The sequence below is a fragment of the Wolbachia endosymbiont (group A) of Urophora cardui genome (genome assembly GCF_964028435.1).
GTDB lineage: Bacteria > Pseudomonadota > Alphaproteobacteria > Rickettsiales > Anaplasmataceae > Wolbachia.
In genome coordinates, this window is the sequence record NZ_OZ034774.1 from 928,190 (window position 1) to 950,180 (window position 21,991).

General features: G+C 32.8%; 16 protein-coding genes and 2 pseudogenes. 11 read left to right on the forward strand and 7 right to left on the reverse strand.

Annotation, left to right across the window (positions count from 1 at the left end):
- The first annotated feature begins 166 nt into the window (after positions 1-166).
- The 6 genes from ABWU38_RS04450 to ABWU38_RS04475 all read left to right on the forward strand — a co-directional run bounded on the left by ABWU38_RS04450 (position 167) and on the right by ABWU38_RS04475 (position 7,825).
- On the forward strand, positions 167-1,678 hold the full coding sequence (locus ABWU38_RS04450; RefSeq protein ID WP_353272544.1) for a WG repeat-containing protein: 1,512 nt from the start codon (positions 167-169) through the stop codon (positions 1,676-1,678).
- Positions 1,679-1,682: 4 nt separating this feature from the next.
- Complete coding sequence (locus tag ABWU38_RS04455) at positions 1,683-2,672, forward strand: phytanoyl-CoA dioxygenase family protein (RefSeq protein WP_265044340.1); 990 nt, start codon at positions 1,683-1,685, stop codon at positions 2,670-2,672.
- Entirely contained in the window at positions 2,673-4,448 is a 1,776-nt protein-coding gene (locus ABWU38_RS04460) for an ABC transporter ATP-binding protein (protein WP_353272545.1), read from the forward strand. It begins immediately after the preceding gene.
- A gap of 1 nt (position 4,449) precedes the next feature.
- A complete protein-coding gene (locus tag ABWU38_RS04465) occupies positions 4,450-5,499 on the forward strand; it encodes a threonine aldolase family protein (RefSeq protein WP_353272826.1) in 1,050 nt (349 codons plus the stop codon).
- Entirely contained in the window at positions 5,496-6,539 is a 1,044-nt protein-coding gene (locus ABWU38_RS04470) for a threonine aldolase family protein (RefSeq protein ID WP_353272546.1), read from the forward strand. Before ABWU38_RS04465 ends, ABWU38_RS04470 begins: the two co-directional genes overlap by 4 nt.
- A 140-nt stretch (positions 6,540-6,679) precedes the next feature.
- Positions 6,680-7,825 carry an MFS transporter gene (locus ABWU38_RS04475; RefSeq protein WP_353272547.1) on the forward strand — a complete coding sequence of 382 codons (1,146 nt, stop codon included), beginning with the start codon at positions 6,680-6,682 and terminating at the stop codon, positions 7,823-7,825.
- 17 nt (positions 7,826-7,842) lie between these two features.
- Here the strand turns inward: ABWU38_RS04475 and ABWU38_RS04480 are convergent, their stop codons facing one another.
- The 4 genes from ABWU38_RS04480 to ABWU38_RS04495 form a co-directional block, all read right to left on the reverse strand.
- Positions 7,843-9,150 carry a UDP-glucose dehydrogenase family protein gene (locus ABWU38_RS04480; protein ID WP_353272548.1) on the reverse strand — a complete coding sequence of 436 codons (1,308 nt, stop codon included), beginning with the start codon at positions 9,148-9,150 and terminating at the stop codon, positions 7,843-7,845.
- Between the two features lie 47 nt (positions 9,151-9,197).
- The gene (locus ABWU38_RS04485; protein ID WP_353272549.1) at positions 9,198-10,097 is read right to left on the reverse strand and encodes a DMT family transporter; all 900 of its coding nucleotides are present in this window, start codon (positions 10,095-10,097) and stop codon (positions 9,198-9,200) included.
- Between the two features lie 484 nt (positions 10,098-10,581).
- Positions 10,582-12,252, reverse strand: coding sequence for a recombinase family protein (locus tag ABWU38_RS04490; RefSeq protein ID WP_353272550.1), 1,671 nt, complete (start codon positions 12,250-12,252; stop codon positions 10,582-10,584).
- Positions 12,239-12,457, reverse strand: a complete 219-nt coding sequence (locus ABWU38_RS04495; RefSeq protein WP_341819653.1) for a hypothetical protein — start codon at positions 12,455-12,457, stop codon at positions 12,239-12,241. The genes ABWU38_RS04490 and ABWU38_RS04495 overlap by 14 nt, the downstream gene beginning before the upstream one ends.
- Before the next feature lie 106 nt (positions 12,458-12,563).
- Here ABWU38_RS04495 and ABWU38_RS04500 point away from each other — a divergent pair, with 106 nt between their 5' ends.
- The 3 genes and pseudogenes from ABWU38_RS04500 to ABWU38_RS04510 all read left to right on the forward strand — a co-directional run bounded on the left by ABWU38_RS04500 (position 12,564) and on the right by ABWU38_RS04510 (position 14,655).
- Positions 12,564-12,896 (forward strand): hypothetical protein, encoded by a 333-nt coding sequence (locus ABWU38_RS04500; RefSeq protein ID WP_353272551.1) that lies wholly within the window; start codon positions 12,564-12,566, stop codon positions 12,894-12,896.
- A gap of 341 nt (positions 12,897-13,237) precedes the next feature.
- A pseudogene (locus ABWU38_RS04505) lies at positions 13,238-13,489 on the forward strand (transposase); the annotation flags it as partial.
- Positions 13,490-13,566: 77 nt separating this feature from the next.
- Positions 13,567-14,655: an IS481 family transposase gene (locus tag ABWU38_RS04510; RefSeq protein ID WP_265017323.1), complete on the forward strand. Its 1,089-nt coding sequence runs from the start codon at positions 13,567-13,569 to the stop codon at positions 14,653-14,655.
- A 519-nt stretch (positions 14,656-15,174) separates the two neighbouring features.
- Here the strand turns inward: ABWU38_RS04510 and ABWU38_RS04515 are convergent.
- Complete coding sequence (locus ABWU38_RS04515) at positions 15,175-16,047, reverse strand: IS982 family transposase (RefSeq protein ID WP_353272552.1); 873 nt, start codon at positions 16,045-16,047, stop codon at positions 15,175-15,177.
- 95 nt (positions 16,048-16,142) lie between these two features.
- Between ABWU38_RS04515 and ABWU38_RS04520 the strand changes: the two are divergent.
- A pseudogene (locus ABWU38_RS04520) lies at positions 16,143-16,283 on the forward strand (IS481 family transposase); the annotation flags it as partial.
- 21 nt (positions 16,284-16,304) lie between these two features.
- Here the strand turns inward: ABWU38_RS04520 and ABWU38_RS04525 are convergent.
- Both ABWU38_RS04525 and ABWU38_RS04530 read right to left on the reverse strand, forming a co-directional pair.
- Complete coding sequence (locus ABWU38_RS04525; protein WP_353272553.1) at positions 16,305-18,479, reverse strand: hypothetical protein; 2,175 nt, start codon at positions 18,477-18,479, stop codon at positions 16,305-16,307.
- Between the two features lie 9 nt (positions 18,480-18,488).
- The gene (locus ABWU38_RS04530; protein ID WP_262986535.1) at positions 18,489-19,826 is read right to left on the reverse strand and encodes a hypothetical protein; all 1,338 of its coding nucleotides are present in this window, start codon (positions 19,824-19,826) and stop codon (positions 18,489-18,491) included.
- A 788-nt stretch (positions 19,827-20,614) separates the two neighbouring features.
- On the opposite strand from ABWU38_RS04530, the gene ABWU38_RS04535 reads away from it, so the two are divergent.
- Positions 20,615-21,862, forward strand: a complete 1,248-nt coding sequence (locus tag ABWU38_RS04535) for a hypothetical protein (protein ID WP_353272554.1) — start codon at positions 20,615-20,617, stop codon at positions 21,860-21,862.
- Positions 21,863-21,991: the final 129 nt, after the last annotated feature.

The following is a 21,991-nucleotide window of genomic DNA, read 5'->3' on the forward strand; positions in this document are numbered from 1 at the left end:
TACTATTTTAAAATGAAAAGTAAGGCTTACCTTGTGAATACAGAATTAGAACCATTGAGGTCTTTCTACGATACCGTCCAGCCTATACTTTTGAGAAGGGGACTCTTATCTGGTCAACAGATTTTATATCTAAGTTATGACTCAGAGTTCTTCCCTTCTCCACCTAATGCTTAAGCTTAAAACACTAGATGCTTTTTACAAGATACAAGAAGCAGTTTATCATCATAGATTTCTAAAAACTTTTGGATTCTACTTTAATAGAGCGGCCGTAGAAGATGATACAGGGTGTTACCATATTGATTCATCTGGATGTAGAGTATACAAACAGTTGTATCAATGGATTGGAAATTATCAGGAAGATATTTGTGTAGTTAGAAGACATGATAAATGTTTTCATATTAATTTAAATGGCAACAGGATTTATCAGGAGGAATATGATTATGTTGGAGATTTTAAGGATGGTATCGCTGTAGTCTATAAGGATGGTAAAGCTACACATATTAATCATCATGGAAAGTTAGTACATAATAAATGGTATAAAAAACTTAATGTTTTTCATAAAGGGTATTCTATTGCAGAAGATCAACATGGTTGGTTTCATATAGATATTAATGGTGATCCTGTTTACCAGCAGAGATTTAAAATGGTAGAAGCATTTTATAATGGGATGGCAAAAGTTGAAACTTTTGAAGGTGTGTTAGGACAAATCGATATTACCGGAAATGTAAAGTTTAGTATTTTTGATTTAGGTAAAGAATCTCAAGTGCATAGGATTTCTGCAGAACTTTCAGCCTTTTGGAAAACTTACCTAACAAGCGTTGCTATTGAACTTGATTTGTTAAATATTTTACCTGCAACTGTGCCGTTTTTATCTAAAAAGTTAAACATTATCGTACCAAATCTAGAAAGGCTGTTAAGGGCGTTGTGGGAAATAGGGTTTATTGATTACGATAAGGACAAGGACTTATGGCAACTATCATCAAAAGGTAAGTGTTTTAAGGAAATACCATTTTTGCCAAAAGCAGCAACGATGTGGGCAAGAGTTGCCGCTGAAAAGAATTGGTTAAAGATTGCCGATATACTAAAACAGAAGTCAATCTCTTCATTTGAATCTTTTAAGGAAAGAGAAGCATCAGAAGATAAGAAAATAGCGTTTTACCAAGCATTGCTAGGATATTCTAGGTTTGATACTAAAGAGTTTAATTCTAGGATTAATATAGATGGTGCTAAGAATATATTGCTATTTGGTGTACACTCTTTATTTCTTGCTTATTCTGATATACACAATAAAGGTTCCATATGCCTATATAACGAACATAAAGTGCCAAGACAGTTAGTAGAAAATTTAAAAGTCAAACTTATAACTCAGGAAGAACTATCAGCTACAAATTATGAATTAGGTGTCTTTTGCCGCTTTCTACAGCATTATGATGATGATAAAGTATTATCTTATTTAAAATTGGTCAAAGGAATATCTCGTATTTTATTGATAGAAACTATTTTAGATTACCGCTCTCCAGCTGGAGGCTCTGTAGATATTAATGTCATGGTTGAAACAGGAGGTAAACTAAGAACATTAAGCGATTGGGAAAAAATACTCAAACAAGTAAAAGGATTCAAAATTTTTGCTGTTATACCTTTAACAGATTACTTATCAGTTATTGATGTCAGGTGTTAATCATATGGAAACATTACAAAAAAATGGTTTTTTTATTATCAAAAATCTGGTTCCTTTAGAGCTAATAACTCAGTCTTTAAGTGATATAACAAATAAGATATCAAAGCTATCCCAAGAACTAAGTGTTTCAACTTCTGACTACTTAAACTGTACCGGCAGATGGGGCACGTCATCTCAAGTAACTAGAATTATCTCTCAAGCATTAGATAAAATTATTAAAAATTACCTTGAAAAGTCACTTCAGTGTCAGATACTGCAGAAAAAATCAAATGTTATATGTAAAACTGCTGATTTAATAGATGCAGTTCCCTTCCATCAAGACATCTCCTATAGTTTCAATGATCCTTACCACTTTTCTGTTTGGTTAGCTTTGAATAATGTCAGTGAAACTTCAGGTGCACTGCAAATTATAGAAAACAGTCATAAATGGGAAATACAGCCTTTAGTTGATTTTTGGTACCCATATTTCTTTGATCAGTACTCAAATAACCGAGAAAATTATAAAATTAAGTCACTACCTATTTCAGCAGGAGATGCGATAGTTTTTGATTCACGGTTATGGCATGGTAGTGATAAGAATACAGATGCTAAAGATAGATTTGCTTATGTAACAAGGTGGATTATAAAAGATCAAGACCTTCCCTATGTGCCAAAACCTCAGCCTTCAGTTTTTGGTATACTCAATTGTGGTGAGTTAACAGAATCTATACTGAGAGAATGCTTGTCATTGTTTGGCTACCAGGAAAGTATAAAAGCAAAAAACATGGAAGAACTTATCAAGAGCTGGTTAGCCTTTATTACAGACACAACTACAAATATTTCTGAGATCGACACTACTGAGGCTAAGCGAGATTTATATAAGCTGCTTATTCTAAATCAAGCATCAGCACTACATGATGCTGGAGACATCTCAGGAAAAATATACAAAAATTTATGGTTTTCACTACTTGTATTTCTCAATAAAAAAGTCAAAGTAGTGGAGCTAGCATTGTAAATGAACAGAAGTAGAGTTGATAGCTTCAAATGTGTATTGATGTTCATCTTGAATATAGTATCTAAATTCAAGCTTAATGTACTTATAATGTCTTTAGTTGCTCTGGTGGTAGCTGTTGATTTGTCTTTTAGAAAGTATTTAGTAAAAAATATTCTAGATACAGCTGTAAAATATCAGGAAGGTAATGTAATTGAAAATCTTTTATTACCTGTAAGCGCTTATCTTGGCATGGCATTACTTATCACTACTGCTTTTAGATTCTATGGCTATTTTGTTGACATTCGAATGTTTACCTTAATGCGTCAAAAAATAGCTGATATATCTTTTTGTAGGCTACTCCAACAAGACCATTCCTATTATCAGAACAATTTATCTGGAAGCTTAGTACATAAGGTCAGTAGCTTAATGGATAGTGTGATAGAGTTAATAAGATTGCTTATAGATTGTTTTTTCGGTTACAGTATAGCATTAGTCTTAGCTATTTATACCTTATCATTAGTAAACATAAAGTTTGCAATCGCTACATTCACTTGGGTAAGCATTTTTATTTTAGTCTCGATTTTCAGCTTTCGTGTACTTACTGAACTAGCTGATAATTACTCTAAACAAAATTCACAAGTAATAGCTAGTATAGCAGATAGTATTTTAAATGTTATATCAGTAAGGTTATTTTCTCAGCAAGCACATGAGAGACACAAATTTTTTCAAATATGCAAGAAAAGAACTATTGCAGAGAGAAAATTGCAGTGGGCATACTTTTGTCTTTGGTTTATATATGGCTATTCATTCGATATACTCCAAGCAGTAAACTTGTATTTTTTAATTCATGATTATCAATTGAACAAGATCGCAATAGGAGATATTGCTCTTGTACTTGGAATTAATATATCGATTATAGAGTTTCTTAACCATCTAACTAGGAATCTTACCCAATTTTCTACTCATTTCGGCAAAGTTTCAGATGCATTGCCAATCTTAACTACTGTACCAGAAATTCAAGATAAGAAAAATGCTAAAGAATTAAATTTATTAAGTGGAAGAATAACGTTTAATAATGTTTCTTTTTCTTATGAAGGTCAGGAGTCATTATTTCAAGATTTTTCAGTTACCATTAATCCTTGCGAAAAGGTAGGTCTAGTTGGTTATTCTGGAGGTGGTAAATCTACTTTTATAAACTTAATCCTAAGGCTATTTGATGTTAAAAAAGGTAATATACAGATTGATAATCAAATAGTATCAGAAGTTACACAGAGTTCTTTGAGGCAACAAATATCTGTAATACCTCAAGACCCATTGTTATTTCATGATACTATTTTAGCAAACATCATATATGGTAAACTTCAATCTACTATCGAAGAAATAATGAGAGCTGCAAAGCTGGCTGGTATTCACGATTTCATTATGACTCTACCAGATCAATATGGAACTACAGTCGGAGAAAAAGGCATCAAGCTATCTGGAGGAGAAAGACAAAGAATAATAATAGCAAGGGCATTTTTAAAAAACGCTCCAATACTATTTCTCGATGAACCAACTAGTCAGTTAGATTCTATAACAGAAAAAACAATTCAAATGAGTTTATTTAAACTGATGCAAAATAAAACTACGATTACTATAGCACACCGTATTTCTACACTTTTACACATGGACCGAATTCTAGTATTTAACAAAGGAAAAATTGTCCAAGATGGTAAACACGCTGAACTAGTTTCTAAACACGGTCTTTATAAAGAACTTTGGAATGCTCAAATTGGTTGTTTGAATGGCAAAAAATAAGATGGAAAAAATTATTGATCTGAGAAGTGACACTACAACTCTGCAGAGCTCCAACGTTATACATGCAATAAGTAATGCAACTGTTGGAGATTTTGCTTATGGTGAAGACAAAAGCTGTAATGACTTATCAGAATATTGCAAACAATTATTCAAAGTAGAAGAAGCATTATTTGTAACCAGCGGTATGCTTGCAAATAGATTAGCCGTTGCCAGTCAAACAAGTCCTGGTGATGAACTAATAACTCATTATAATTATCACGTTAATTTTTTCGATAGCGCAGGCAATGCAAAAGTAAATAATATCGTATTTAATTGTATTAGAAATAATAGCGGAATCTTAGATGTTGATGAAGTAGAATATGCTATTAATTCTAAGCCGAGGTATAAAATTTTTGCTCAGGTGAGTCTTGTTTCTATAGAAAATAGTATAAATGGGTTTAATGGTAAAATTTATCCTTTTGAAAAACAAGTCGAGTTATATCACTTTTTAAAAGCTCACAATGTAAATCTTCATTTAGACGGTGCAAGAATATTTAATGCTCATATCGAAACAAATATTGCTTTAGCAGATTATGCTAAATATGTGGATACAATGAGCTTTTCTTTTACTAAAGGACTTGGCGCTCCTTTTGGTTCAATGCTTATGGGTAAAAGAGAGATAATTGAAAGGGCTAAAAAGCTACAGGTTTGGCTAGGTAGTGGTTATCATCAGATAGGGTATTGTGCTAATGCAGCAAAGTATGTACTACAGAACAATATTTCTAGGCTTAAAGAAGACAATAAACTCGCCAAACTGTTTGCAGACAAGATTAAGGAAATTACACACATAAAACTGGTACTACCTTATCCAGAAACTAATATAGTAAGCTTTAGTATAAAAGCACTAAATGTAACTAATGAGGTTTTCTTGAGTAAGTGCCAAGCTTATGGTTTATTACTTTTTCCTTGGCTCGAGTCTCATATAAGAGCAGTTACCCATCTTGGCACAAAGGAAACAGACATCATGAAAGCTGCTGAAATTATAAAGGAGGTTGTGTTAAATTTAATATGAGAATAAAAATAGATTTCTTTAGCGATTCAAACACTGACCCTTCAGCTAAAATGAGGGAAGCGATGGCTAAAGCAAAAGTTGGAAACGAAGCTGCATGTGAAGATCCAACTGTGAACGAATTAGTGGCAACCGCATGTAAAATATTAGGTAAACCTGCAGGAATCTTTTTGATTTCAGGAACAATGTCCAATGTAATTGCTTATAAAGTACACATTCAAAGACCTGGTGATTACTTGCTGCTTGATGAAACTTCACATCCGCTCATAGTACAATCTGGCTTGATCGCAGCCCAGGCACATGCCACTCCTTTGCCAATCAAAGGTACGAGAGGAATATTTACTGGAGAACAAATTGTTGAGTTTATTACTCGTCCTAGTTTAAGAAATATTCCGAGAGTTGGGCTTGTTTCTATCGAACAAACGACAAATTTTGGTGGTGGAGCTGTGTGGCCTTTAGAATATATTCAAGAGATCTCAAGTCTCTGCAAAGAGAATGACGTATTCACTCATTTAGATGGAGCAAGACTGTTCAACGCTTGTGCTCATACTAAAATATCTCCAAAAGAGTATGCAAGTTATTTTGATTCGGTATTCATTGATTTTAGTAAAGGATTAGGTGCTCCAATGGGCGCAATATTGCTTGGAAGTGAAGAGTTTATTGAAAAAGCTTGGTACTATAAGTTTCAAATTGGCGGAGGTATGCACCAAGCTGGCATTATTTCAGCTGCATGTTTATATACTCTACGTAATAATGTAAATTCTTTAGAAGAAGATCATAAAAAAATGCAGCACCTTATAGAAGGCCTAGACTCCATAGATCAAGTTATAATTGATATTGACCTATACAAAACTAATATAGCGTATTTCTCATTACGTAATAATTGTATATCTACTCAAGAATTAATAAACGTACTAATAACAAATTATGGAATTAGAATGGCTAACATCAAAGGTAAAATCAGAGCTATAACACATAGAGATATAAGCTATGAAGATATTAATATTACTGTATCTGCTATAAGAAAGATACTAAGTAAGTAATTTTCTGCACTAATTGTTTGCAAACTTCTTGTCAAATAATATTATACCAATATAGTATTATGCTGGCATCTGCATAGAGCTATTTGGGAATAGGTGTGAACTTTGTCTTCTTTCAATATTTACTATTCTTCTGTGGATATATGCTGCTTTATTTATCAAGACAAAGTATACCAATTGCTCTGCCACTGTTAATAGATACTGACCATGTAAAATTAAGCTATTTTTTTGCCTGCTTTTCTTTTTTTTATGGAGTATCAAAATTTGTTAATGGAATAATCATGGACTCCAAAAATAATCCATTATTTATGTTTGGGCTATGCAATATTGCAACTGGATTATTAACCATTGGTATAACTTTATCATATAATAATCTGACTTTATTACTGTTAACATTAATATTATTAGCTTGGACACAAGGGTTAGGTTGGCCAGCTATTACCAAGTTTATGGTTACAAACTCTAGCATCTCTTCAATTGCATCATCATGGGGAGTTATGAGCGCATCTCAGCAACTTGGTTCTTGTATTACTTTAATTGTATTACCAAGTATAATTAAAATATATAATGCAAAAAGTGCATTTTTGTACTCTGGTTTCTTATGCTTACTTTTTGGAATTTATATAATATTAAAAGCATATTACAAAGAAAGTGCCAACTTTACTACCTATTATAAGGTGCAGGAATCTCAAATAGGTATCAAGGTAACAAGTTCCATATGGTTTCTATGTTGTGCTACTTTTTGTGCTTATATTATAAAAATGGGAATCTTCTTTTGGTTTCCTATAATTTTAAAGGATAAATTACAAATTTCTCTTGTACAATCCTCACTAATAACAGGCGTATATGATTTAGGTGGAATCCTTGGAACTTTAATAACAGGAAGAATTAGTGATATGTACTTCTTTCAAAATAGAAGCTTGCTGGCATTATTTTACATGTTGGGTATAGCACTCACTTTTATTGCAATGAACTTTGGTCAAAACATAATTCTTATGAACCTTGGTGCAATCTTATCAGGATTCTTTATATTTGGAGTGCAAGTACTGACAGGTGTTATAGCTGTAGAAATTGCTCCACAAAATAATGTATGTGCAATTGTAAGCTTAACAGGATTATTTGGGTATATTGCAAGTTCAATATTTTCATGCGTGCTCTTAGGAGTACTTGTTAAGCACTGTGGTAACAGTATTATGTTTTCATTTTTTTCCATTTGCTCTGTTATTGCACTCGTTTGCTTTTCCATATTATCAAGCAAAGATCTTAAAAAACTAAGTAAAGCGGTGTAAAAAACATTTCTCAACAGTTAAACTTTGTAGATAGATTTTTTACCCAAGGAATAAACATGGTAACCATATCTTAGTAACAGCTCGCTATCTAATAAATTACGGAAATCAAAAACATTAGGTGCAGCCATAATACTCTTTAAACTTGCAAAATCTTGATTTTTAAATTCCCCCCACTCTGTTAATAATAACAAGGCTTCCGCGTCCCTTGCAGCCCCTATAGCATTGTCCGCGTACTCTATATCCTTTAGAACTTGCCTAGCATTATCCATCCCCATTGGGTCATATGCAGTGATTTTAGCCTTGTTATTCACTAACAATTGTGCAATATCTATAGCTGGGCTATTTCTTACATCATCAGTACCAGACTTAAAAGTTAGCCCCCATATTGCTATTTTTTTATTTTGGACTCCATTTAATAGATATTCTACCTTTTTAGCAATGTTTGTTATATGATTATAGTTAGATTCCTTAACTGAATTTAAAATTTGTAGCTTGACATTGTGATCTTCAGCAAGCCTTATTAAGGCCGATAAATCTTTAGGAAAACATGATCCTCCAAATCCTGGACCAGCTTTGAGAAATTCCTTACCTATTCTATGGTCCATTCCCATACTGTTAGCTAAAAGGTCAATGTCTGCTCCTAATAGCTCACATAAACCTGCCATCTCATTGATAAAAGCAACCTTTGTTGCTAGAAAGGCATTAGAAGCATATTTAATCATTTCAGCAGTAACTGTATCAGTGACTATTAACGGAATATTCTTATCTATAAATGATCTATATATAACTTCTAGTTTTGCCCTAGCTAGCTTAGTTTTTACTCCTATTATTATCCTATCTGGGTATAAAAAATCTGATACTGCAGAGCCTTGCTTGAGAAACTCTGGATTAACTCCTAAATCAAAGTTATAGCCCTTATTAGATAAATAATTATGTATATTTTCTGCAGTACCAGGAGGAACAGTTGACTTTATCACTATTAAGCAATCTTGATTAACTCTCTCAGAAACTTCACTTACTGCATTATATACATTCTTTAAATTTGCATTTCCTAGGGAGTCTGATGGAGTATCTACAGTTACAAATACTACTTCTGTATTGGGATTTATTTGAGAATACGAATCAAAAAATCTTATCCTTTGTGACTTTATATTATTCTCTAAATAATCTGCTAATCCAGGTTCATATAGAGGAATGTTCCCTGATTTCAAAAGTTCAATCTTCTCAGTATTTATGTCAATGCAATCAACTTTATGGCCCTGCTCCGATAACATTGTACCAGATACTAATCCTACATACCCTACTCCTATAATAGTTATGTGCATTTTATTATCACCTTAAAAATATAGCTTAGCATCTAAAATAAATACCATTAACAATTATAAACTTTTGTTGTTACATTATTTTTCTTAATTGCCTTACCTTCCGAATAAGCTATAAATAAGGTTGATGGTATTAATATCAAAGTACCATATAAAGCACTTTTATCAGGTAATTCATTAAATATAACGTATGCTACTATTGCAGAAATTATTAGCTCTATGTATCTATACGGTGCAAGTGCAGTGGCATCAGTAAGAGCAAAAGCTTTTAACATGAAGAACAGAATTAGGTTTGAACTTATTCCTAAAATCAGCAGTAATATTAATTCTGACAAGGAAGGCATATGCCAATAAAATAACAAAGGTGGAGTAGAAAAAACAGTTGTCATTAGAGCTGAGTAAAATAATATACTTATTATTGTCTCCTTCATTACAAGCTTCTTATTAAGTACATCTAGTATAGCGAAGATTAATGCGGATACAATAAAAATAAGAATTTTAGGATTAAAATCCTCACTATAAGCTTTAGTAGTAATAGCAATACCAATAAAACCAATGACAGCTACTACCCATCTTTGCCAAATTATATTTTCTTCCAGAAAAGGAATTGCAAGAAGCATAACAAATAATGGTATTGAGAAACCTATAATTGTTGCAGTTACTATTGGGCAAATAGTCAACCCATAGGTCCATAAGGTCATTCCACAAAACAACAATGCACCTCTAGTTATTTGAATAGATATTCGACTTGTTTTACAAACTCCTATTCCATAGTAAAATATAAAAGGTATAAGAGTAATAGTGCTAAATAAAAAACGGAAAAAGATTATCTCAAAACTTTGAAGGTGTAAACCGAGACACTTTGATATAGTATCATTAACTACACTACTAAGTAAACTGAGTATAAACCAGGTAACTCCAAGCAAATAAGCTCTTAGTCTGTGATCCATAAAACTCCAAATTTAATATTTTATGAGATAACTTTACTGTACAAAAGATCAATAATAGAAAAGGTTTCTTCTATCTACTGTTTAACCATATTCATAAATATTTAGTAGAAATAATTTGAGAAGTGTTATATAAAATGCAGCTTTATTGCATAATTTTAATAAACAGAAATGCTAACTGATTTTTTTGTAATATATGATAATACTTGCGAATGCGGGTGTTTCTACTGATGTTATTTTGCGAGCAAGTGGCCTAACTGCCGATGAGTGTGAAAATTGAATTGTGTTTAAGATACAAGTAAAAATAGTCAATATATTAACCATTCTAAATCCTTGTTTAGCTGACTCAACTGAAGCATTTTCATAAAGTTTTGCTGCTAATTCGTGTTGTTTGATAAACTTCAAATTTAATGCTTTTAAAATTGATGCTGAAAACACATATTGCTAATGCTAGCAGAGGAGCTAGTTGGTAAAATCGCCACAGCCGTCAGTACTCCCGATTACTTTTCCTGATAATGTGATAGTATTGACTCCTGCAACAATGTTGCAATAAACTTTGGTCCGCTTTTCCACTGTGTGTGAAAGAGTCTGGCAGCTCTTTTACTCGAAACACGATATGCACGTCTTCATGGTTAATCTCAATTCGCTTAACTAATGTTCTAATGATATCACGTCTAGTTAGCCAATCTGCGTTATCAAGACTTGAGTTAACGCTAGAAGAAAACTCTTCTAAAGTAGTCACCACTAGAGTTAAGTCTTGTTCAAGTCTTTTTTGATCAAATATCTTTTTCTTTTGCTCTCCGATCATTTGTAAGGTTTGTTTCATTGCTTTAATTCTTGGTTTAAACTCTTCTTCATTGATGTATCCTTGAGTATAGCCATCAATAAGCCTTGCAATGCCACAGTTTAATTGATCTTCTTTTTTCTCAAGAAAGTCACTTTTTTGATCTAATGGTGATTTTTTAATCTCTGAAAGTCTACGCTTGTATTCTTCTAATATCCGAGTAGGATTTTTCAATAGGTATTTTACCTCTTCCCATACAGCCACGTCTAATACATCTGTACGAATCATTCTATTATTACACATTTTATTGCCACCAAAGTGACCTCGCTCCGTACCAGTACAACGATAATATGTTCGACGAGCGCTAGAGCAAGTGCTAATACCATGATATCCATAATGACAAAGCTGACATACTGTTAAACCTTGCAACAAGTAATTTGCTCCCATTCGTCTTCTCCTAGCTATTCTTTTATTTTCAGTTAGCTGTTCTTGAACTATATCAAATAAATCTTCGTTTATAATATTAGGTACAGGAATATAAATCCAATTTTCTTTATCAGTACGAAAAGTAGAATAATTGTCTTTCGGTTGCTCACAAGAGCGTTTCTGTGGTCTTACGTGTTTTAATTTTACTCCTAGCTTTTTTTTACCGAATGCTGCTTGTCCTTTATAAGCAGGATTTTGTAATAGACGACAGACTACACTCCTATCCCAATACCTTTTTCCTGTTCGTGTTACGATGGACATAGCTCTTAATCTATGACATACTTCTCCAATGCTTACTCTTCCCCTTCCCACCCAAAAAAACATTTTACGAATGACTTCAGCTTCCTCTTCATTAATTTCAAAAAAGGCTTGTCCTCCTCCTATATGCTTATTTATATAACGATAGCCATAAGGAGCTCCACTCATTACATTTATACTGCCTTTATTGGCTGCGTGAATCTTGCCTCTACGACTTCGTTCCATAATTTTTGCACGTTCATATTCTGCTATCATACCCTGTATTTGTAATAGTAATTGAGATTCTGGATTATCGTCAATTTGACAATTCAAGAAAACTGTTTCTACACCCAATTTCTTAAATTCATCAACTAATAACATTTGATGTACATATTTGCGAGCCAAACGATCAGGAGAATGAATATAAACCTTATTAATATTACCTTCTGCTATTTGATCTCTTAATTTTTCTAAACTAGGACGTATTATATCAGAGCCACTATAACCATTATCAATAAATTTATATTCACTTAGTAATTTATGTCCATCAGCACTAATCTTATTCTCTATAGCAGTAATTTGGCTTGCTATTGTATCTCCTTGCACTTGTTTTCCTGAAGAAACTCTCGCGTACAGACTAACAGTTATCATTGCTCCCCCTTAAATTGATTCTATTGTTACATTCAAAAATTTTCTCCTTTTGGCTCCCATTTACTTGTTTATTTAATGCTAGTTTTTTATATGCATCTAATAAGTACAATTCTGCTAACCGATTAGGTTCATAACTATAGCTAACACGAACAGTCAGTTTCTTTTTTCCCATGAGCTTTCCTTGAAAATATATAAATATGTTCATATATCACTCATCGAAACAGATGGTCAGTTGATCGTTGGTTCTATAAGTGAAAACAACTCCTCGTTCTTTGAGTAGAAGCTGCCGGGAAATTATTTTTTTTAGTTTTATGTTTGTTGCAACATTGTTGCAGGGGTATTTTGTCAAGTCTAAGCAGCTTCAATTGGTAGAGAAAATTACCTCTCTTGGTTTTTCTAGACAAGATCTGGGAGAACAAGCCGGAAAACGGGTCACTTGTGGGGAGGGGTTACAAAAAGACCATAAAGGAAACAGCTCTGATGTTGTACAAAACGATCAGTTCAAGTATTCTGTAGATACACTTACCTTACGTGATGAAAAAAACTCTAAGAAGCAAGACTTTCTCTACCCACCATCGTGTAGGATGGAGATATCAATGGTAGAGCCGTTTTCTCGACAACAAGCACCACTGTTTGTTTCATAATAGATTGTAGAATCCTTGCGTAGATCTACCGATTACTAAGAAAACGAGCTTCTTATGCATGCTGGTTTTGGGTTTTAGAAATTGTATGACTAAGTTTTGAATGATGTTTTCTGTTGAGTGGGTTAAACTTTATGTAAGAATAAACTCTAAAATAAAATGTAATCTAAAGGTTGAGTTATCAAAATGTGTAAGTTAATCAACAGATATATAGTAATTAGAAGAGCGAGTAGTTTTTTTATAATTATTCTTATCCTTTTAATTATTACCTCTTTAATTATTACCTCTTCTATTTTCTGTATTGGTGGGTGGGGTATTGTATCTGATTTAGAGAAAGTTTTAAAAGAGATGGAGCATTAACACCATTTATAAAAAGGCTGCTAGAGGCAAGTCTGGAAGGTGAAATAGAAAGCCACATGTTAGCTAAAAGTGAAGAAAACAACTGAAGAAATGGGAGAAACGCAAAAACTTTACGCACGAGTGGAGGCTCATTTGAGCTACTAACACCAAGAGATAGGGAGGGAAGTTTTGAGCCACAAATAGTCAAAAAAAGGCAAACAAGCCTACATCCAGAACTTGAAGCAAAGGTCTTAAGCTGTAATAGTTTAGACTTGATCTGACAGACTAATAAAGTAAGATAAAAATATAAATAAATTTTAAAGGAGTGTCAGATATGAGTACAACACAAGAAAAAATACTAAAACCAAAGTTGGGGTTGCTAGAACTTGCAAAGCAATTAGGAAATGTATCCCAGGCGTGTAAAGTAATGGGATATTCAAGGGATACATTTTACCGCTTCAAAGAGCTGTATGAAACAGGAGGGGAAAAAGCATTATATGAGATAAACAAAAGCAAACCATTACTTGCCAATAGAGTACCAAAGGATACAGAAGAAGCAGTAGTTAAAATAGCAGTAGAGTTTCCAGCATATGGACAAGAAAGAGCAGCTAATGAATTAAAGAAAAAAGGAATTCTAATATCTGCTAGTGGGATAAGGTCAATATGGCAAAGAAACGATCTCGAAAATTTTAAAAAGAGATTGAAAGCCCTGGAAGCAAAGGTGGTCCAAGACGGTATAATTTTAACAGAGGAGCAAGTTGCTGCTTTAGAAAAAACTAAGGAACAAAAAGAAGCCAATGGCGAAATTGAGACACAACACCCTGGATACTTAGGTAGTCAAGATACCTATTATGTAGGCAATATCAAAGGTATTGGAAGAATTTATCAACAAACTTTTATTGACACCTACTCTAGAGTGGCCTTCGCCAAGCTTTATACGGAGAAAACTGCTATCACAGCTGCAGATCTTCTCAATGATAGAGTTATACCATTTTTTGATGAACAGAAAGTTCCATTGCTACGCATTTTAACTGATCGTGGTACAGAGTATTGTGGCAAACCAGGGAATCATGCGTACCAGTTATATTTGGGAGTAGAAAATATTGATCATTCTAGAACCAAAGCTTATTCTCCACAGACTAATGGTATATGTGAAAGGTTTCATAGAACTATGCAAGATGAATGTTACAATATTATCTTTAGGAAAAAGATTTATAGTACTTTGGAGGAGCTTCAGTTAGATGTCGATCATTGGTTGCATTCTTACAACAGAGCTAGACCTCATTCCGGTAAGTATTGCTATGGTAAGACTCCTATGCAGACCTTTTTTGATAGTATGCATATTGCTTACCAAAAAAATATTGATAACATTAAAACAGATTCTGATATCGGTTTTGACTTCGTCGATTCTTCTGTCAGATAATTCATGCTTGTCAGATTAAGTCTAAACTATTACAAAACTATTTTGTCTCATTTCTACCTGCAATTAGCAACAAAGCCAAGAAGAAGATCAACCAAACCATAAGGTCATGGAAAATACGTAGGCAAACATATACAACACTAGAGAAAATATCAAAGAAAATAAATCCTATAACCCCAGTTATGGATGGCTTTGTTGCATCGCTAGCTATGATGGATTAAAGATAAAAAAGATGGAGAATATCAGTAGCTTATTATTCTGGTATTTATAACAAGAACGGTCAGTGAATACCTAAATTTGAGTAAAAGAAATTTCACTACCACTCACTAATCCGGCTAAAATTCAAGAATTTCAATGCTTTAGCTATTTTCAATAGAATTAAGTTTATTAATATAAATAATAAATTACTATTCTTAAATTTGATCAGATTGATTGCAAAAAAACAAGATTTTCAATAGGTTGCTTATAATCCTAGCTATAGTTAGCCTTTCATAAGTAGCGATGCAACAAAGCCGTTATGGATTAGCCGATAAAGGAAGACATAGAAATAGAGGGCTTTTTCGACTGCATGGAGTAGGAAATCAGAACAGAAAAAACATGAATTAAGAAATGTGTTGGTGATCTATGTCTTGTATGCTCAATCTCAAATTTGTTTTTTAAAGAGCCGAAAACCGTTTCAACAATCGATCTTTTCCTTAGTAAAATCTTCTCTTTCAGCGAAATCAGTGCGTTTTTCATACCTTTTTTCACTTTAGTGACGAGTTTTAGACCTCTATCGAAGAGTTTCTCAAAAAGCTCTTTCTTTATATAGCCCTTATCTCCAAACAAAAGTCCGGTTAGTTTTTTGGTTAGAGTTGGCACAGATTTTCTGTCGTCAACGTTGCCTTTGGTTAGTGTAAGTGCTTGAATTTCTCCAATTTCGTTAATCACCAAGTGCAACTTGAAGCCAAAAAACCAACCGTACGTGCTCTTACTAATTTCTGTTAAACCATCAAAAACTTTGTTCCTAGAGATCCTTTTTCTGTGGCAAACGGCAATCGTAGAGGTATCGATGTAGGAAGTACCGGTCATTTTCGCTTGTTCACAGAACCATTGCAAAAGTAATGCTAAATACCACAAAACTCGCGGCTTTAAGGCAATAAATCTGTGATATGAAGGCAGCTTTGAAAACTCTGATCTATAGCATAACTGAAGATAACAAAGATAAAAAGCCTTGAAGTTTTTACATGGTGATTTATGGTATAACAGGATTATGGTTAGAATTTCTGAGTGCGCTATTTCTGGTACTCTGGTTGGTTTTTTGCCTTTTGATAAGAACCTATTTGCAAAATTATCATCTACCGCACGACAAAAATCCTCGACGCAACAGTACAGTTCTGTAATATCTTTCTTCATGGGTAACCTCTTATTATTACTAAAATACTCGAGTTTACCCTGTTTCCCCCTTCTTAGTTCTACTTTTATCTATTTTCTAATCCATAACTGGGGTTCATTACGGTAAGTATTGCTATGGTAAGACTCCTATGCAGACCTTTTTTGATAGTATGCATATTGCTTACCAAAAAAATATTGATAACATTAAAACAGATTCTGATATCGGTTTTGACTTCGTCGATTCTTCTGTCAGATAATTCATGCCTGTCAGATCAAGTCTAAACTATTACAACATAAGGTTGTTTGAGACTACCTGGCTGTTGACCAAAAGCAACCACAGAACTATGTCTTACATCTACCTCTACAAACTCATTACCAATTTTTATAAGGGAACCTTCATCTGTTGCACCTTTATTAAAAACAGCATATATCAGTTTCACTTTGCCAGCATCAGTAATTACCTTATACGCTTCACCTTCTTTATATCTTTTCAACTGATCCTTAGCATCTTTTTCTTTTTTATCCAATTCTCCTTTCTTAGCAAATTTTAGCTCTATTCCAACTGGGGGGTATTCTTTTTTTTGATCAGTAGCATTTATAACCAACATAACATCCAACTTCTCTCCACCACCTATTTGAAATTCAGTAATAACTTTTATATTATCTTCTCCGTAGCTACTAAATAAACCATGCAATACAGCTTGAAATGTAGCCTCATTGCTTATTAATGATTTGAAAGGATGTAGTATATGAGAAATTTCTTCAAATAGTTTTTTGTAATCATCATATTTACCAGATTCTATAGCTTTGCTCAAAGCTGCTTTAAATTTTTTATTTTCCACAATTCGAGTAAAATTACCTTGTAAAATTTCTTTACCTCTTTTGTATTTGTCCAATGAGTCATACGTATTTACTGTAATTCCCTTATTCTTATTACAGTACTGATCAAATGGATTCTTATTACTAGGTGTACTGTATAAGTTACAGGTTATTTCTTGTATCTTTATGTCATTGACGTTTTGAATTCCCCTAATATTTTCAATAGGAATTCCTTTATTATCTGGCACTTTCAATGCAAATTCATTTTTTTCATTTATGTTGAGTATAAGCACCTTCTTACCTAAAGTTAGCACTATAGTTGTAACACAATCCGCAATACTTTCTTTTGCTGCTTCTGGGCGTTTCTGTGATCCAGTAACCATTTTATCATTTTGATCATAAATAAAAATATGTTTACCTAACTTTTCACGCTTAATAATATTAGAAATAAGTACTAGCTGACCTAAGATCATTCTGCTGACATAATTAATATTATCACTTCCACCATTGCTCCAAACAATTCCATAGTAAAGATACTCTAGCTGTGTTCTTATCACCTCAGCATTCGCTGCTTCAGTGCCAAGTAACTTTTCTATTACAGAATTACCTTCTCGACTAAGAAAATTTTCTACATCAATTTTAACATTTTCGTGATGAACCATATCAAAATTTAATCCTACACAAATAGCTTCATTAGCTATAGTAATCATTCTTATAGAGTTAGAAAAAGAGCCCTTAACATAATCTTGTGCTTGCTTCAATGCTTTTATCACTGTACTTATCTCACCAGTACCTGCTTTAAGCTCAATAATAATAGGAATACAGCTTAGCGACTTATCAGAACCGCGCACAAGTAAAATAATGTCTGCGTAACCTTTTCCAGCAAATAATTCGAGATAAAGTTTTAGGTGAAAACGATACTTAAAATTTATCAAAAACCCAGCTAAAAACCCATGATGACTTGATTCTTTACCGCTAAATAGAGTTTCTTTTTCATATTTCTTATAGACATTTGTAATATAATTAAACATTCTTCTAGCGTTCTTTTTTACTTCTTCGAAATCTTGATTACTCAATTTTGAAATTAAGCTCTCTAGGTCTTGTTGGTCACGATCTTTTTCTATTTCTGTAAAACCTTTTTGTGAATAATCAGTCTTTTTACTAAAAGCTGGATCAACATTTCCGTACTTTACTTCTTTTCCTGTAATTGTTATTTCATGCTCTTCTTTTTCTAGTTTATCAAACTCTGCTCCCATTTTCCATTTCTGTGCTATTTTTTCTAACTCTCCTTGAGAGAACTTTAGATGCATGTTACCATCAACTTGATCAGACACCGTTATACACTTAAGTCCCTCATTAGTTAATATAGCTATTTTTAAAGTTCTATTATCATCAAAACGAAAATGAAGTTTTTTGATACCAATTTTAGTAGCAAGTTCTGTGTCTAATACAGTAGCAAACATACCAAAAAAGAAACTAGGGAAAAAGCCTGGCTTTCCAACTGAATGCAAAAAAGAAGGAGATTGATTGATAAACGATTGGAACCTTTTGTGAAAATCTAGGAACTCGTCTTTTGATTTATTTCTCATCAACAGAAGCTGTACCAACTCAAGCGGCTTGACATTACTTGGCATATTACTCTCCTATTTGCTATGGCCTAAAGATTTTATATTATATGGGGTATCAGTCGTACTGAGACTTGACTGTGGCAAAGTATCACCAGCTTCACGCAAAATTGATTCTTTAGAAGCTTCTTGAGCTAATTTAGAAAACACTTGTTCTCCTAATTGCAATTTTTTACCCCCATGAAATAACTGAATTTTACTTAATACAGAATCTTTAACCTTTATCATCTCTTCACCACTCATTTCTTTTACATGCTTTAATATCTTCCCTAATATTTCTTCTTTACTTACCCCTTGTCTACTTGGATCCACAATTAAATTTGCTATTGTATATGTAACTGAATAGTCTACAAAAATAGAGGAAATAGATTGCTCCCCGCGGTCTTGAGTTTTTAATTTTATTATACGTTCCCAAACATTCATCATACATTTTTTTGTTTCTTCAGACAGATCTGGATTCTTCAGTACTTGATCTGATAATGAAGATAAAAAAGTTGTGTAACGTTCACATTCAATCTGACTACACAATCGGCTTAATTCCATAAAAGAATCAAAGTAATACTGACCTACTAGCATATTCAACACTGCATAATAAGTATTTTCCTTATAATCTCTATCTAGTAATTTTTTCTTTTGTTCATCATCCATTTTAGACAGGCAAAACTCTATAGTGTCTACTTCTTTGTAACCCTTTACTGCAGATAAAGCTGCTTCAATTAACAAATTATTTTTATCTTGACTAGAAATACTGGAATCATTGTGTAATTTATTATAGAAGAACTCTATACCTTCTTCCCAGTTTTTATTAGAATTTATCTGTATGGATTTTTGCAAACCTTCAACTGATTTATATTCGTTTAGTTTTCCAATCTGCTTATCAATAAGAAAAGACCAGAAAGCTTCTATAGGGCTAGTTTCTTCGATATTTTCCAATAATTCTCTTCTCAGATCATCATCAGATCCATCCTCTTCAAAGACACTTCTCTTAAATCTCATAAATACTTGTTCAAACAATCCAGGAATCTTATCTTCTAGACAATATTTACATGCCAAGTAATATCTATCTGCAAGATCAAGCGGATTTTCTTTTCCATTTTTATTTTTTTCTTCAGTTAGCCTTTCACCAACAGCTTTATTTTTTAATTTTATTCCATCCCAACAAGAATTATCAGAGAATATATCAGAGAAAAATTTTAATTTTCCCTCATCAAAATCTTCAATTAATTGAATATAAACCCTCAACCATCTTTCTACTCTAAGATGTTTTCTTGCTTTAACTTGATTATCGTCGCCTTTAATACCACCTTTTAATATATCAAGTATTTTATTGTAATTGTGATCCAAACCAGATTCCATACCCGCAACCCCATTTTGTATTTTAATATAAACTTTAGTCTAGTAAATTATCGTTGCCAAGCCAATCTTTTTCTCCAAACCTTACCACTGCACAACAGGAAATTTCTTGAGAGCCAAGTATGATATTTTCATTCTAATAATTAATTATTATAAAACATTTTTATTTACGAAAAAATAGACCTTGTTGTAACTAAAGAAACGTCTATTTTAGTGCTGCAACAATTTGAATTATTGACTCTTTCTAAAATTGCAAAAAAGGTCGTATATTTGTGAGAGCATGTTGTGTAAAAATAAGGTTGTAAAAATAGAAGCTTGAAATTTTTGCAACAAAATTAGGCAAACTAGTTCGTATGTAAACATGGCTAAAGTAGGCTAATATAGTTGGTTTTAGCGTACAATGAAATTACCATATAAAAAAGTTCGCACGGATCTAGCGGTAGACCAACCCATCCCAAAACAAACTCTTCTCTCATTAGCTGGTTTTGAGTTCTGGAAATGGTTATCTTACTTAAGATCTTAATAATACATTCTGCTAAATTAATACTAGTTTATTTTAGAATAATAACTAAGGTAGACTTATAAAAAACAGAATTTAAAATAAACAAAACGTCATGTATCTCTCATATTAAGAGGCTTTTGTTGAGAGTTATTCAAGTCTAAAAAAATTTTTCAAATTGAGGATTGACAAAACTTAGAAAAGGGATATCTTACTCGAAATGGTATCAAGTTACTATAGTGTATGTTAGACGTAACAGTTTCCATGTTTTTCCATTCATAGAGGGGTAATTATGCTGCGTTCAGATATTCCAAAAGTTTTGTTTTCGTCTATTAAAGAGGATGATCCCTATAGAGCATCTAAGCTTTTTCAAATTGAGCGCTGGTGTTATGCAAATTGGGACTTGCACAAAAGGGGTGGTAAAAAGAGGCACAATTTTCTTTCACAAGTGCTATCTAATGAGGATTGTTGGAAGAAAGTAGACAATTTACATAAAGTTAAACTTGATAGGCAGGTGATAGGTAAAAAGCTGATAATGCCAGGCAGTCCCTTTAGTAACCCTAGCTATGAAATTGCCTGTAGGTGCTGCTTAGAGGAAGATATTATTGCTTTATTTAAGGAAAGAAAAAAAAGATTATCAGCTCAAGGTAAAAGTAGTCTGTTGGAGTATGGTCACTTAGTTAAATCTTTAACAAGCGACCTTTTAACAGGTTTTTGGTCACATTTTGTTAGCGGTTACATCTCTAAACTAAATCTAGATGGTCGTCATCCATATGAATATGGACTTAAATGTGCTATAGATTTGAAACAAGCGGAAGCAGTAGAATTCTTCTGGAATAAAATAAAGTCATTACCTGAAGATGAAATGGGCTCACAGAAAAAGGATGAGATCTTCATGAAGACAGCAGTGTATGCAGCAGGTAGTCGTTGTAATAGTTATCCTGAAATATTCGAATTTTGTTTTAGTCAAATAAATCCTGATAAATATACAGAACTTCTAAAAAGAGATTTAGCTGAAAATGGTTATTATGGTAGTCTAAACACGCTACAGGGTGCACTTCGCTTTGATCAATTTCAAGCATTGTTTGACTATTTGAAACCAAGTAATGTTTCAGAAGATAAATATCTTGTCTGGCTACACTATATAAAAACAGAGAACAGCTCATATTATGCTGGTGAAGGTGCAAAGCTTTTTATGCATATGTGGAGAAAGGAGGGATTTGATAGCCATCGTACTTATGTGCTGAAGGAAGAAGTTTCTAATAGATCTTGCTTTCTTGTTACAAGTTTATTAGTACCTTGGGTAAATCAAAGTTACATGGAACCGGTATGGGCAATATTAGATAAGGCTAATCCTGATCAAATCAAAGAATTTATGGATTCTAGACAAGCGGAGTATATACGATCTGTATTAGAGAAAAGAGATATTGATTCATTAAATAAATTTTTATCATACGGTAAGTCTACAGCTGAAGAGCTTACTAGCTTAACTGAGGTTAAATTAAGTAAAGCATGTGAGCAATTAGGGTTGGGTAATTAAGAGGTATTATGAGGCAATTCTATAAAACAGGTGGTGGTTTCTTGTTACTACTTTAGCTTGTTTAGTTTTCGTCAAAAAGATATTGCATTATAATACACATATTATATATAAATTAGTATATAGATAAAA

Bases quoted from the DNA above. Each gene is read 5' to 3' on its own strand.
- ABWU38_RS04480 (WP_353272548.1), bottom strand. From the start codon at position 9,150: ATGCACATAACTATTATAGGAGTAGGGTATGTAGGATTAGTATCTGGT.
- ABWU38_RS04495 (WP_341819653.1), bottom strand. From the start codon at position 12,457: ATGAACATATTTATATATTTTCAAGGAAAGCTCATGGGAAAAAAGAAA.
- ABWU38_RS04525 (WP_353272553.1), bottom strand. From the start codon at position 18,479: ATGCCAAGTAATGTCAAGCCGCTTGAGTTGGTACAGCTTCTGTTGATG.
- ABWU38_RS04455 (WP_265044340.1), top strand. From the start codon at position 1,683: ATGGAAACATTACAAAAAAATGGTTTTTTTATTATCAAAAATCTGGTT.
- ABWU38_RS04470 (WP_353272546.1), top strand. From the start codon at position 5,496: ATGAGAATAAAAATAGATTTCTTTAGCGATTCAAACACTGACCCTTCA.
- ABWU38_RS04450 (WP_353272544.1), top strand. From the start codon at position 167: ATGCTTAAGCTTAAAACACTAGATGCTTTTTACAAGATACAAGAAGCA.
- ABWU38_RS04535 (WP_353272554.1), top strand. From the start codon at position 20,615: ATGCTGCGTTCAGATATTCCAAAAGTTTTGTTTTCGTCTATTAAAGAG.
- ABWU38_RS04460 (WP_353272545.1), top strand. From the start codon at position 2,673: ATGAACAGAAGTAGAGTTGATAGCTTCAAATGTGTATTGATGTTCATC.
- ABWU38_RS04465 (WP_353272826.1), top strand. From the start codon at position 4,450: ATGGAAAAAATTATTGATCTGAGAAGTGACACTACAACTCTGCAGAGC.
- ABWU38_RS04515 (WP_353272552.1), bottom strand. From the start codon at position 16,047: ATGAAGAAAGATATTACAGAACTGTACTGTTGCGTCGAGGATTTTTGT.
- ABWU38_RS04475 (WP_353272547.1), top strand. From the start codon at position 6,680: ATGCTGCTTTATTTATCAAGACAAAGTATACCAATTGCTCTGCCACTG.
- ABWU38_RS04485 (WP_353272549.1), bottom strand. From the start codon at position 10,097: ATGGATCACAGACTAAGAGCTTATTTGCTTGGAGTTACCTGGTTTATA.
- ABWU38_RS04530 (WP_262986535.1), bottom strand. From the start codon at position 19,826: ATGGAATCTGGTTTGGATCACAATTACAATAAAATACTTGATATATTA.
- ABWU38_RS04500 (WP_353272551.1), top strand. From the start codon at position 12,564: ATGTTTGTTGCAACATTGTTGCAGGGGTATTTTGTCAAGTCTAAGCAG.
- ABWU38_RS04490 (WP_353272550.1), bottom strand. From the start codon at position 12,252: ATGATAACTGTTAGTCTGTACGCGAGAGTTTCTTCAGGAAAACAAGTG.
- ABWU38_RS04510 (WP_265017323.1), top strand. From the start codon at position 13,567: ATGAGTACAACACAAGAAAAAATACTAAAACCAAAGTTGGGGTTGCTA.